This is a genomic window from Rhodanobacter hydrolyticus, assembly GCF_044904645.1.
The window spans coordinates 119236-132459 of record NZ_JADIKK010000008.1 but is presented as its reverse complement, the minus strand read 5'-3'; the positions used below and the strand labels follow the sequence as shown (position 1 = coordinate 132459).

The 13224-nt window shown below is 64.9% G+C and carries 11 protein-coding genes; 9 read left to right on the top strand and 2 right to left on the bottom strand.

What is annotated here, in order from left to right; all coding sequences use genetic code 11:
• Positions 1-59 precede the first annotated feature (59 nt).
• The 4 genes from parE to ISP25_RS03035 all read left to right on the top strand — a co-directional run bounded on the left by parE (position 60) and on the right by ISP25_RS03035 (position 6511).
• Entirely contained in the window at positions 60-1949 is a 1890-nt protein-coding gene (gene parE, locus ISP25_RS03050; RefSeq protein WP_404611584.1) for a DNA topoisomerase IV subunit B, read from the top strand.
• Positions 1950-2055: 106 nt separating this feature from the next.
• Complete coding sequence (locus ISP25_RS03045; protein WP_404611582.1) at positions 2056-4551, top strand: acyltransferase family protein; 2496 nt, start codon at positions 2056-2058, stop codon at positions 4549-4551.
• Between the two features lie 20 nt (positions 4552-4571).
• A complete protein-coding gene (locus ISP25_RS03040) occupies positions 4572-5930 on the top strand; it encodes a GDSL-type esterase/lipase family protein (protein WP_404611580.1) in 1359 nt (452 codons plus the stop codon).
• A 59-nt stretch (positions 5931-5989) separates the two neighbouring features.
• A complete protein-coding gene (locus ISP25_RS03035; RefSeq protein ID WP_404611578.1) occupies positions 5990-6511 on the top strand; it encodes a 3-hydroxyanthranilate 3,4-dioxygenase in 522 nt (173 codons plus the stop codon).
• Positions 6512-6578: 67 nt separating this feature from the next.
• Here the strand turns inward: ISP25_RS03035 and ISP25_RS03030 are convergent, their stop codons facing one another.
• Entirely contained in the window at positions 6579-7130 is a 552-nt protein-coding gene (locus ISP25_RS03030; protein ID WP_404611576.1) for an NUDIX hydrolase, read from the bottom strand.
• A 161-nt stretch (positions 7131-7291) separates the two neighbouring features.
• Here ISP25_RS03030 and ISP25_RS03025 point away from each other — a divergent pair, with 161 nt between their 5' ends.
• On the top strand, positions 7292-8776 hold the full coding sequence (locus ISP25_RS03025; protein WP_192157742.1) for an amino acid permease: 1485 nt from the start codon (positions 7292-7294) through the stop codon (positions 8774-8776).
• 73 nt (positions 8777-8849) lie between these two features.
• Complete coding sequence (locus tag ISP25_RS03020; protein WP_404611574.1) at positions 8850-10298, top strand: amino acid permease; 1449 nt, start codon at positions 8850-8852, stop codon at positions 10296-10298.
• A 448-nt stretch (positions 10299-10746) separates the two neighbouring features.
• Here the strand turns inward: ISP25_RS03020 and ISP25_RS03015 are convergent, their stop codons facing one another.
• Positions 10747-11079, bottom strand: a complete 333-nt coding sequence (locus ISP25_RS03015) for a high-potential iron-sulfur protein (RefSeq protein WP_192157746.1) — start codon at positions 11077-11079, stop codon at positions 10747-10749.
• A 177-nt stretch (positions 11080-11256) separates the two neighbouring features.
• Here ISP25_RS03015 and ISP25_RS03010 point away from each other — a divergent pair, with 177 nt between their 5' ends.
• The 3 genes from ISP25_RS03010 to mtnC all read left to right on the top strand — a co-directional run bounded on the left by ISP25_RS03010 (position 11257) and on the right by mtnC (position 13219).
• Entirely contained in the window at positions 11257-11904 is a 648-nt protein-coding gene (locus ISP25_RS03010) for a methylthioribulose 1-phosphate dehydratase (RefSeq protein ID WP_404611572.1), read from the top strand.
• Positions 11901-12455 carry a 1,2-dihydroxy-3-keto-5-methylthiopentene dioxygenase gene (locus tag ISP25_RS03005; protein WP_404611570.1) on the top strand — a complete coding sequence of 185 codons (555 nt, stop codon included), beginning with the start codon at positions 11901-11903 and terminating at the stop codon, positions 12453-12455. The genes ISP25_RS03010 and ISP25_RS03005 overlap by 4 nt, the downstream gene beginning before the upstream one ends.
• 77 nt (positions 12456-12532) lie before the next feature.
• A complete protein-coding gene (gene mtnC, locus ISP25_RS03000; RefSeq protein WP_404611568.1) occupies positions 12533-13219 on the top strand; it encodes an acireductone synthase in 687 nt (228 codons plus the stop codon).
• Positions 13220-13224 lie beyond the last annotated feature (5 nt).

The window sequence follows — 13224 nt, the reverse complement described above, 5'->3', positions numbered from 1 at the left end:
TTGACCCTCCACCCACCCGCAGCCATGCTGCGGCGTTTCCACCGGCATATTCCCCACGCATGAGCAGTCGCTACAACGCCGCCGACATTGAAGTCCTTTCCGGCCTGGACCCGGTCAAGCGCCGCCCGGGCATGTACACCGACACCACCCGCCCCAACCACATGGCGCAGGAGGTGATCGACAACTCGGTGGACGAGGCGCTGGCCGGCCACGCGAAAGCGATCGAGGTGGTGCTGCACTCGGACGGCTCGGTCGAGGTCACCGACGACGGCCGTGGCATGCCGGTGGACATCCATCCGGAGGAAGGCATTCCGGGCGTGGAACTGATCCTTACTCGCCTGCACGCGGGCGGCAAGTTCAGCGGCAAGAACTACAACTTCTCCGGCGGCCTGCACGGCGTGGGCGTGTCGGTGGTGAACGCGCTGTCGCAGCGGGTGGAAGTGACCATCCGCCGTGACGGCAACGAATACCGCATGGCCTTCGAGCACGGCGACCGCGTGAGCGAGCTGCAGGTGATCGGCACGGTGCCGAAGAAGAAGACCGGCACCACCGTGCACTTCTGGCCCGACCCGAAATACTTCGACTCGCCGAAGATCTCGCTGTCGAAACTCAAGCACCTGCTGCGCGCCAAGGCCGTGCTGTGCGCCGGCCTCGCGGTGAAGCTCACCGACGAAGCCAGCGGCGAGACCAGCGAATGGCTCTACGAGGACGGCCTGCGCGACTACCTGCGCGGCGAACTCGACGGCGGCGAGGCGCTGCCGGCGGATCTCTTCGTGCATCACATCGCGCGCGACACCGAAGGCATGGACGTGGCGCTGGCCTGGTTGCCGGAAGGCGAGCTGGTGCAAGAAAGCTACGTCAACCTGATCCCTACCGCGCAGGGCGGCACCCACGTCAACGGCCTACGCTCCGGCCTCACCAATGCCATCCGCGAGTTCTGCGACATCCGCAACCTGCTGCCGCGCGGCGTGAAGCTGGCGCCGGAAGACGTGTGGGAGCGGCTCGCCTTCGTGCTCAGCGCCAAGCTGCTCGATCCGCAGTTCGCCGGCCAGACCAAGGAGCGCCTCTCCTCGCGCAATGCCGCCGCGCTGGTGGAGAACGTGGTGCACGACGCCTTCAGCCTGTGGCTGAACCAGAACGTGGACAGCGGTGAACGCATCGCCCAGCTCGCCATCGAGCGTGCCAGCGCGCGGCTCAAGGCCGCCAAGCAGGTGGTACGCAAGAAGATCGTGCAAGGCCCCGCCCTGCCCGGCAAGCTGGCCGACTGCACCTCCACCGATCTCTCGCGCACCGAGCTGTTCCTGGTGGAGGGCGACTCCGCCGGCGGCAGCGCCAAGCAGGCGCGCGACAAGGAGTTCCAGGCGATCCTGCCGCTGCGCGGCAAGATCCTCAACACCTGGGAAGTGGAATCGACCTCGGTGCTGGCCTCCGAGGAAGTGCACAACCTCGCCGTCGCGATCGGCTGCGACCCAGGCAAGGACGACCTCGCCGGCCTGCGCTACGGCAAGGTTGTCATCCTCGCCGATGCCGACTCCGACGGCCTGCACATCGCCACCCTGCTCAGCGCGCTGTTCCTCAAGCACTTCCCGCATCTGGTCAGCGAGGGCCACGTGTTCGTGGCGATGCCGCCGCTGTTCCGCGTCGATGTGGGCAAGCAGGTGTTCTACTGCCTCGACGAGAACGAAAAGCAGGCGATGCTGCAGAAGATCGAGCGCGAGAAGATGAAGGGCACGGTCAGCGTTACCCGCTTCAAGGGCCTGGGCGAGATGAACCCGCCGCAATTGCGCGAATCCACCATCCATCCCGACACCCGTCGCCTCGTCCAGCTCACCGTGGAGGGCGACGACGGCACCGCGAAGCTGATGGACTTGCTGCTCGCCAAGAAGCGCGCCAGCGACCGCAAGGCCTGGCTGGAGGAAAAGGGCGACCTCGCCACGCTGGAGGTTTGACCGGGAGGGCGCCCCAAGCCGCCCCGAATTCGCCCGTTTTGGCCGCCGCCCCAGCACAATGGGCGACCATCCTTTTCGCACCATCCTCCAACCCAAGAACAGCTCCATGCTAGTCGCCGAGTACCCACAGGAAGTGGAAGGCCATCCAGGGGTGGCCGTTGTCTCCACGCAAGCTGTTCCAGTCCCCGCTGCACGCCTTTCCGGACTCGATGGCCTCCGGGCCATCGCGGTCACGGCCGTCGTGCTTTTCCATGCCGACTTCTACTGGGCCCGCGGCGGCTACCTGGGAGTCGACTTGTTCTTCGTCATCTCGGGCTTCCTGATCACCGGTCTGATCGCCCGCGAGGTGGACGATACGGGACGGCTCGGTCTGCGCAACTTTTATTGGCGCCGCGCCAAGCGCCTGCTTCCGGCCGCCTGGCTGATGATGGCTGTCGTCGTGGCCGTCGCGGCGCGGGTCGCGCGCGACGCGTTGCCCCACCTGCGCAGCGATGCCTTCGCCTCGTTTTTCTACGCCACCAACTGGGAACTGCTGCGCAGCCAGACCTCGTACTTCGAAGCCACCGGCCGGCCGCCGCTGCTGCAGCACTTGTGGTCGCTGGCGATCGAAGAGCAGTTCTACATCGCCTGGGCACCGCTGGCCTTCATCGTGTTGCCGCGCATTGGCCGGCGCGCGCTGGCGACCGTCGCCATCCTGCTTGCCATCGCCTCGGCGACCTGGATGGTGGTGCTTGCGCAGCGGATGGGCTACCCCGGACAGGGCGATCCGTCCCGGTTGTATTTCGGGACCGACACCCATGGCTTCGCCTTGCTGCTTGGGTCGGCGTTTGGGCTGCTCTGGCAACCTTCGCCGGCCGAACATCCGGGCATCGCACTACGCATCCTTGGCTGGCTGCTCGGCCTCTGGGCGCTCGCCCTGATGATCATGCTGTTCGCCGTGATGGGCGAGAATTCGCCTGTGCTCTATCCCTGGGGCTTCCTGGGAGCAGCCACCGCGGCCATCACCCTGATCGCCGTGGCCACCCATCCCGGCATGGCCTTCGGCCGCTGCCTGGACAACCCGGTAATGCGCTGGCTCGGCGAGCGTTCCTACGGCATCTACCTGTGGCATTGGCCCATCTTCATGCTGACGCGGCCGGACATCGACCTGCGCAGGCTGGGCCACAGCGAGACGCTTGTCTTGCGCATCATGCTCACGCTCGCCGTCGCCGAACTATCCTACCGTTGGCTGGAGATGCCGGTGCGGCGCGGCGCGCTCGAACGCATCTTCGCCGGCAAGCGTCGCCACGCCTGGTCGGGGCGACTGGCCATCGCGTTGTCGATGGCTCTGGCCTTCGGCTCCGTGGGCGCGACCCTGCGGCACGCCCCTGCCGAAGCGAGGCCCGCACTGGACGTGCGCGAAGCGCTGTCACTGGATGCGCCGGCAACGCCCATTGCGTTGCAAGGCAAGCTCGCCCCTCTTTCCGCCACGTCGGTGGAAATTCCCATCGAGCCAATCGTTCCGCCGGTCCTGCCGACGCTACCGGATGAACCCACCGTCCAGACGTACACCGGTGGCGATCTCACTGCCATAGGCGATTCGGTGCTGCTGGGTTCCAGCAGGCTGCTGAAGGTCACCCTGCCCGGCGTGGACGTGCACGCCACGATGGGGTGGCAGGCCGCCGACGTCATCCGCCAGCTCAAGGCGCTCAAGAACGCCGAGTCGCTGCGTGCCGTCGCCTTGGTGCACCTGGGAACGAACGGGTACGTCACCGAGGAACAACTGCGGCAGATCCTCTCCATGCTGTCGGACTGCAAGCGCGTGGTGCTGGTCAACACGCACGTGCCGCGGCGCTGGATGGAAGCGAACAACGCGCTCATCGACCACGTCGCACCGGAATTTCCCAACGTCGTGGTAGTCCGCTGGAGTGATCTCTCCGAAAACCAGCCCGACTACTTCGTCTCCGACGGCGTGCACCTGACCACCATCGGGCAGCGCGCGTTCATCACGGAGATCATGCGCACCGGGCATCTGGCGCGAGACAACACGCCGGCAACGGACACCGCCCTCGTGTCTCAAGCAAGTGCCAACATGGCAGGCGACCTCTCGCCGACCCTGGTGCTCGCCGCCCAGTCAGCCGCCAGCGACGCCTACTGGCGCAAGATGGCGCTGTGCGAAACCGACGCCAACTGGAAAAACAACGGACACCGCTCGGGCGGCCTTGGGATTTCGGAGGATGACTGGAAAACCTGGGGCGGCGACGAATTCGCCCCGACCCCGGCGGAAGCGACGCCTGCACAGCAGATCGAAGTGGCCAACCGCATTTCGACGCAGGGATGGGCGAATCCGCAGGGCGAGGTCATCAAACCGGTCGGTTTCGTCCGCTGGCGCTGCGTAGCGGCGCTGGGTCGCCCGCATTCCAGCTCCCCTAACACCTACACTCGCGAGAGCGTGCTTTCCCAGACCTTCCATCTTGGCGAACGCGGCGAAGTGGTGCGCGACCTGCAACGCATCCTTGGCGATGCGCCCGACGGCATCTACAGCAGGAAGCTGCACAGGAAACACCTCATTTACCTGAAGCAGAACGGCCTGCCCGGATCCTTGGCAGGCATGGATTCTTGAATAACCGGAGTACGTGGCGCATGGCATCTGTTTCGCGCTTATTGACGATCAGTGCCTGGTGCGCTGGCTGGCTTGCCTTGTCTTTCTGCCGGCCGTTGATGGCGCAGGATGGCGCACCGCCCGTGGGTGGCGTCAACGACCTGGTGTGCCCCAACACGTCGCCGGCCCAGCCCAAGCCGTCCGCGACCAATCCCGGCGGTCGCGCTGCCCTGGTGGGCTCACAGATGCCCAGCGATGCCGAGCTCGGGTCGCTGGCCCGCACGGTCATCCGCACACAACCCTTGCTGGCTGCCGGAACCATTGCCGGATTCGCACCGGGTAGCGCCACCCGTCCGCGTCGCATTGCCTTCTGGGGCGACAGCCATATTGCCGGCGGTCCGTTCGCACCCACCCTGATCCAGGCCTTGCGCGACAAGGGGCTCAGCGTGGAAGCACGCTTCCTGCCGCCGACCATGGGCCGCGCCAACATCGTGCTGCCCGGCCTGCGCGCTTACTGCATCGGCTCAAGCTGGACGACCGAGATTGCCTACACCTCGCCGACGACGCTGGATATCGGGCCGGCATTGGCCAATCGCACTGTCGATGCCGGCCCGGACAGCTATCTCTGGCTCGATCTGCGCGACGCGGCGCGGCAAACCGACGTGCAACAGGTGCAACTGGTCTACAGCGCCCCCGCCGGAGCATCCATCGATTACGTCATCGACGACCGCGTGCAACGTACGGTGTCCCTGCCCGCAGCGGCCACCAGCCACATGGTGGCGCTACGCGCCGACGCCCCGATCTCCACCCTCAAGCTGCGCCTATCGCGAGGCAAGCTGGTATTGCAGGGCTTCATTCTCGATCGCACGCAAGTACCGGACGTCGCGTTCGATTTCTTCGGCATCCCGTCTGCCACCGCCAAAGGCTGGGCGAACGCCAATCCGGAAGCGCTTGCTCAGGCATTGCACGGCGTGAGTTACGACGGCGTGGTGCTGGAATACGGCACGAACGAAGGCGCCGACCCTGATTTCGACGGAGACAAGTACGCGACCATGCTGAGCCGGGCGCTGGGCAACCTGCGGCAGGTATTTCCCGCCGCGTCCTGCGTGCTCGTCGGGCCGCCCGATCGCGGCGTGCTGCGCCAGGGCAAGGGCGGCACGCTGCCGCTGCTCACCTACGGCCGCATCCACCAGCGCATCGAGCAGATACAGCGCGACGTGGGCAGCCGCTTCGGTTGCGTGGCGTGGAATTGGCAGGATCTCATGGGCGGCCCGGGCGGCAGCTATGGCTGGGCGCATGCCAACCCCAGCCTGATGGGGCACGATCTCATCCACCTCAGCCCGGACGGCTACCGCCTCACCGGCCGTTCGCTGGCCCATAGCCTGGATTGGGCGCCTTAAATCGCGCTATCGTCACCCGTGCTCCGCCGATACTTGGCCTCTCACTCGACCGATCCTCCATGGCCCTTACTGCCCCCTTCGACCTGCAACGCTGGATAGACGAGCATCGCCATCTGCTCAAGCCGCCGGTGGGAAACAAGTGCATCGTGGACGGGGATTTCATCGTCATGATCGTGGGCGGCCCGAACGCGCGCACCGATTACCACCATGATGAAGGCCCCGAGTTCTTCTATCAGCTCGAAGGCGAGATGGTGCTGAAAGTGCAGGACGACGGCGTGGCGCGCGACATCCCGATCCATGCCGGCGAGATGTTCTACCTGCCGGCGCGCGTGCCGCATTCGCCACAACGCATGGCCGACTCCATCGGCCTGGTGATCGAGCGGCGGCGTCTGCCACATGAGAAGGACGGCCTGCTGTGGTTCTGCGAGCGCTGCAACCACAAGCTGTATGAGGAGTACTTCGTCCTCGACAGCATCGAGCGCGATTTCCCGCCCGTATTCGAACGTTTCTACCGCTCACGCGAGGCGCGCACCTGCCAGGATTGCGGACACCTCAATCCCGCGCCAGAACGCTACGGGTAGGAGCACCCTGTGCGCGATTGCCTTGTGCTCCGATCGAAGCGCCAGAGCATTCGCGCACGAAGAGCATCTACGGTGAGCGCGCCAGCCACTTGCCCGCCATGCGCCGCAGCGAGTCATCGGCCTGCGGATTACGCACGATCTCGCGTACCGGCTGCCATGCCAGCGCCAGCGATTCCGCGTTGATCGCAAACTCCTCGCTGCCGGTGGCGCGCACCACGTACCGCACGTCGTAATGCCAATGCTCCGGCTCACCGACGCGCGCGGGAATGCGGTGGCGGTCGATGTCGAAGATCTCCCGCTCGACCGTCAAATCGCCCAGACCGGATTCCTCTTCGGCTTCGCGCAGGGCCACGCGCGCCAGTTCGCTGTCTCCATCGGCATGGCCGCCGAGCTGCAGCCAGCGCCGCAGTTTGGCGTGATGCGTGAGCAGCACGCGCTCGCCGTCCGCACTCGTCAGCCAGGCGGACCCGGTGAAATGACCGACGGCATGGCCGCGCTCGAACACGGCCCTGTGGGAGGCGAGGAACACCTCGAAGTCGGCGACGGTCTCGCCCTCTTCGGGATGCCGCGCGAGATAGTCGTCCAGCGCGGTAGCGATATGCGGAAAATGAAGTGGCATGACTTGTGGCAGAGGCGCGGAAAACAAAGCGCATTCTAGCTGCATCGCGTCTTGTCCCCCTCCAACCGCTCGGCTATGGTTGGGCGTCCGTCGGCTCGTCGCGCCCCTTTTCGTCGCGTTTCCGTTCGAGCGTGACGCCGTAGTTTCCCGGGGAGCAACACATGCTGTTCAAACGCATCAAGCCGATCGATCAGATCATCGCCACGGCGGAAAAGAAAAGCCTCACCCGCCAGCTCGGAGCCTTCCAGCTCACCATGTTGGGCATCGGCGCGATCATCGGCACCGGCATCTTCGTGCTCACCGCCGAGGCGGGCCAGAAGGCCGGTCCCGGCATGATGATCGCGTTTGTGATCGCCGCGGTGGTCTGCGCATTCGCCGCGCTGGCCTACGCGGAACTCGCCGCGATGGTGCCGGTGGCCGGCTCGGCCTACACCTATACCTACGGCGTGCTTGGCGAGGGCGTCGCGTGGATCGTGGGCTGGGCATTGGTGCTGGAGTACACCATCGCAGCAAGTACGGTATGCGTGGGCTGGGCTGGCTACGTCAACGGCCTTCTCGCGCATGCGGGGTACGGGCTGCCGCACTTCCTGCAGGCTGGCCCGATGGATGGCGGCAGCTTCAACCTGCTGGCCTGCCTGATCGGCCTGGCGGTCACCGGCCTGCTGGTGGTCGGCACTTCGAAGTCCGCCAAGGTCAACACCGTGCTGGTGCTGATCAAGATTGCCGCCCTTACCGCCTTCATCTTCGTCGCGCTGCCGGCGGTGAAGGACCAGAACTTCACGCCCTTCGTGCCGAACGGCTGGGGCAGCCCGATGGGAGGCATCGGCGTACTGGGCGCGGCGGCCTCCATCGTATTCGCCTACATCGGCTTCGATGCCATCTCCACCGCTGCCGAGGAAACTAAGAACCCTAATCGCAACATCCCGATCGCCCTGATCGCTTCGCTGGGCGTGTGCACCGTCTACTACCTTCTCGTGAGCTACGGTGCCGTGGGTTCAGTAGGTGCGCAGCCCATGCTGGGCCCGAACGGTCTGGCGCTTGAGCCGGGCACTCCAGCGTTTGCTGCGGCCTGCGACGGTTCGCAGGCGCTGGTGTGCAGCAAGGAGGCGCTGGCCCATGTGGTGCGCCTGCTCAACCACAACACAGTCGCCGCTTTCATCGCCTTTGCCGCCGGCATCGCATTGCCGTCGGTGATCCTGACGATGACCTATGGCCAAACCCGTATCTTCTTCACCATGTCGCGCGACGGCCTGCTGCCGCACTCGCTCGCCAAGATCCACCCGCGCTTCCACACGCCGCACGTGATCACCCTGATCACCGGCACCTTCGTCTCGCTGTTCGGAGCGCTGTTCCCGGTCGGCATCCTCGCTGACATCACCAACTCGGGCACGCTGTTCGCCTTCATCATGGTCGCCTTGGGTGTACTGATACTGCGCCGTACGCAGCCCGATCGTCCGCGTCCGTTCCGCACGCCGATGCCGTGGGTGATCTGTCCGCTGGCGGTGATCGGCTGCCTGCTGCTGTTCCTCAATCTGTCGAGCGAAGCCAAGATCACCTTCTTCGTGTGGGGTGCGATCGGCCTGGTGGTGTACTACCTGTACGGCTACCGCAAGAGCCACCTGGCCCACGGTACCGAAGCGGACTGATTCGCGCAGGCACAAGTCATTCGCCACATTACCGGCACGACCACGTCGTGCCGGTTCCTTGTTTGGAAGTCCCATGTTCAAGCAACTGCTCGCCCGCAAGATTGATTTCTCCAGCGCCGATGGCGCGCATGGCATTGGACTGAGGCGCACGCTCGGCCCCTGGGGGATCACCGCATTGGGCATCGGCGCCGTCATCGGCACCGGCATTTTCGTGGTCACCGGACAGGCGGCAGCCGAGCATGCCGGCCCGGCGGTGCTGATCTCCTTCATCCTCGCGGCGATCTGCAGCGGCTTCACCGCGCTGTGCTACGCCGAGTTCGCCACGTTGATCCCGATCTCGGGCAGTTCCTATTCCTATGCGTACGCCACGCTGGGCGAACTGGTGGCATGGTTCATCGGCTGGAACATGGTGCTGGAGTACGGGATCTCCGCATCCGCCGTCGCGGCCAGTTGGACCGGCTATTTCGTCAGTCTCCTCGGCGAAGTCGGTATCCATTTGCCCGCAACGCTGACCGATGCACCGCTCGCTTTCACCGATGGCCACCTCGTGGCAACCGGCCATCTGATGAATCTGCCCGCAGTCGCCATCGTGATGGCGCTGACGGCACTGTGCTACGTCGGCATCAAGGAATCAGCCGGCCTCAACGTGCTGATGGTGGCGCTAAAGGTGGGCCTCATCATTATCGTGGTGGTGGCCGGCTACCGCTACATCAACCCGGCCAACTGGCATCCCTTCATCCCCGACAATGTGGCGTCAGGCAAGTACGGCTGGTCGGGCATCATGCGCGGCGCGGCGATGGTGTTCTTTGCCTACATCGGCTTCGAGGCCACCTCCACCGCCGCGCAGGAATGCAAGAACCCGCAGCGCGACCTGCCCTTCGGCACGCTGGTCTCTCTGGTGATCTGCACGGTGCTCTACCTGGCGATGGCGGCCGTGCTGACCGGCTTGATTTCCTACACCCAGCTCGACACGCCCGATCCGGTGGTCACCGCCATCAAGAACATCCCGCAGCTGGCATGGCTGCGCTGGGTGGTGGAGATCGGCGCCCTGATCGGCCTGTCATCCGTGATCCTGGTGATGATCATCGCGCAGCCGCGCATCTTCATGATCATGGCGCGCGACGGCCTCTTGCCGCCGGTGCTCGAGCGCATCCATCCGCGCCACCGCACGCCGCACATCAACACGGTGATCACCGGCGTCGGCATCGCGATCCTCGCCGCGGTGTTTCCGCTGGACCTGCTGGCCGACCTCACTTCGATGGGCACACTGATCGCGTTCGTCGCGGTGTGCGCGGGCGTGCTGATCCTGCGTTACACCGCCCCGCAGCTGCATCGCGGCTTCCGCGTGCCGTGGGCGTGGGTGATCTGTCCCGCCGGCGTGCTGAGCTGCCTGGCTCTGCTGAGTTTCATGTCCTGGTTCAACTGGCTGCTGATGATCAGCTGGACGATGATCGGCCTGGCGATCTACTTCGGCTACGGCTACCGGCACAGCAAACTGCGCCGCACCCAGGCCAGTGCCTGAACCGGAACTTCGGCAAAATGTGCCGAAAACCATTCCTTTTTCGGCCATCAATGCCGATCATGACTGGCCCAGTCTCGAAGTGCCGCCGCACCAGGGAACACTTCAAATTCAAAAACAAATCCTTGTCTTTGAATGACTTAACGGAATATTTCCGAAAGAGCCTCGACTATCCACAGCCCATTCGCCTCGGCCGGGGGTATGATCCTCAGTCCGAGGGTTGATCACTTGGCAGTGGGCCCCGGATCGCCGCCCGGCGCGTCAGGTGGGTAGCTCCTCAAGCCTGACGCGCCGGGCAGCACTTTTCCCGCCGCCCTTCCCTTCGCATTCCACGACTGCACGACGCAGCCGTTGGCAATCGATCCCCGCGCCGAACACGCGCAAAAGAAAGGCCGGCAACTCGTGCCGGCCTTTCACGCAAATCACCGATGCAACGGACTGAATCGCTCGGTCACTTCGCCTTCGGCGAATGCGACACGCACCATCCCTTCGCATTGACTGCCTTGCCCGGAAACAGTGCGCACGGGCCGTAGCCGGTCGGACCACCGGAGTAAAACTGGCAATTGGCGCACGCGTCGCCGGCCTTGTGCTTGGGATCGGTGGTCTTGCTGGCATCCTCCACATAACCCAGCGCCTTGGCGGTCGGGTCGGAATCGTCCACGTGCGGCAGATCGGCAGCGCGGACCACGCGCGGCAGACCGCCTATTGCCATCACGGCCGCCGTGGTGCCGGCAGCCAACTTAAGGAAACGGCGACGCGATTCGTTGTTTTCGTCACGAGACATCGGAAACCTCCGTCATGGGCCAACGCCCCCACCACGCGTGATGGTGGAAACATCCGGAATGCTACGCCCACCGTCCAAATCGAGGCGCGAATGGATCGCATTCGGTGCAGACACGTTGCCGCAGGGCGACCCCTTCATGCGTGATATAGTTTCGCACTCGTTTGGACGTCCATTTGCATGAGCCAACAGCTGCCCGACTCGATTCCACCCGGCCTCTTCGCAGCGCGAGCCGAGGCCATTGCCGATGCAGCTCGCGAACTGGCGCTCGCCGGATGGACGCCTGCCACCAGCAGCAACTTCTCGATGCGCATCGATGCGGAACACGCCGCGATCACCATCTCCGGCCGCGACAAGGGCAAGCTGGGCCGCGACGACATCATGCTGGTGGACATGCAAGGCCATGCCGTCGGCACCGACGCCCGCCCCAGCGCGGAAACCGCGCTGCATACCCAGATCTACCGGCGCTGGCCGGGAGCACAGGCCGTGCTGCATACCCATTCGCGCACGCAGAGCGTGGCGTCTCGGCTGTTCGCGCGCGACGGCTTGATTCGGCTGGAGGGCTGGGAATTGCAGAAGGCCATCGCCGGCCACACCACGCACGAAAGCGTGCTGGAAATCCCGGTGTTTCCCAACACCCAGCATATGCCCGAGCTGGTGGCGCGCGTCGACGCATGGCTGGACGCCGGCAAGCCGCTCGCGGCCTACCTGATCGATGGCCATGGCATCTACACCTGGGGCCGCGACATGGCCGAGGCGCGACGCCATCTGGAGGCACTGGAATTCCTGCTGGGCTGCGAACTCGACCTACGGAGACTCAACGCATGAGCCGTCTGCGCATCTTCGACGAAAACCATCCGGCAACACCACTGTCCCTCCATGCCGAGCACGCGGCCATCGCCCACGAATTGGGCAAGGTGGGGGTGCGCTTCGAACAGTGGGCTGCCAACCAGCCCATCGCTCCCGGCGCCGGCCAGGACACGGTGATCGCTGCTTACCGCAACGACATCGACCGCCTGATGCGCGAGGAAGGCTACCAGTCGGTGGACGTGATCAGCCTCGCGCCCGATCACCCGGATCGCGCCGCGCTGCGCCAGAAGTTCCTCTCCGAACACACCCATAGCGAGGACGAGGTGCGCTTTTTCGTGGCTGGTGCCGGCCAATTCACCCTGCACATAGCCGGCAAGGTCTACGAGGTGCTGTGCGAGCAGGGCGACCTGATCGGCGTGCCGGACGGCACCCGGCACTGGTTCGACATGAGCGAGGCGCCCTATTTCGTGGCGATCCGCCTGTTCACCAACAAGGAAGGCTGGGTGGCCAACTTCACCGGCAGCGACATCGCAGCAGGCTTCCCGCGCATGCAACCCGTCACAACCTGAGCCTTGCCTTCCTCCCAGGAAAAGGTTTGACGCGCAAGGCCGGGTAAACTGTTCGTTCACCGCCCCAAGCAGCAGCCATGCCCGAAATCCGCGCCATCGTCACCGACATCGAAGGCACCACCAGTTCGATCAGCTTCGTCAAAGACGTGCTGTTTCCCTATGCGCGCAAGCGCCTGCCCGCCTTCGTCGAGACCCACGCCGACCGGCCCGAGGTGCAGCACTGGCTGCACGAAGCGGCGAAGGAAGCCAACTACATCGAGGCCAGTCGCAAGGAAGTGATCGACTTGCTGCTGCGCTGGATAGACGAGGATCGCAAGTTCACCGCGTTGAAGGCCCTCCAAGGCATGATCTGGCAGGAAGGCTACGAGGCCGGCGATTACCGCGCCCATGTCTATCCCGAAGTGGCGGCGCAGTTGCGCGCGTGGCGCGCAAAGGGCCTGCACCTGTACGTGTATTCCTCCGGCTCGGTGCCGGCGCAAAAGCTATTCTTCGGCCACAGCGAGAGTGGCGACCTCACCACGCTGTTCGCCGGCTATTTCGACACCGAAACCGGCCCGAAGCGCGAGCAGGACTCCTACGAAAAAATCGCCGGGGCCATCGGCGAGCAACCGCAACATCTGCTGTTCCTCTCCGACATCGTCGAAGAACTGGACGCCGCCCGAGCCGCCGGCTTCCAGACTGGCTGGCTGCTGCGTCCACCGCAGGCAATACCCACCGAACCACGCCACCCCGCCTACGCCGATTTCGACGCCATCACCCTCTGAGCCCG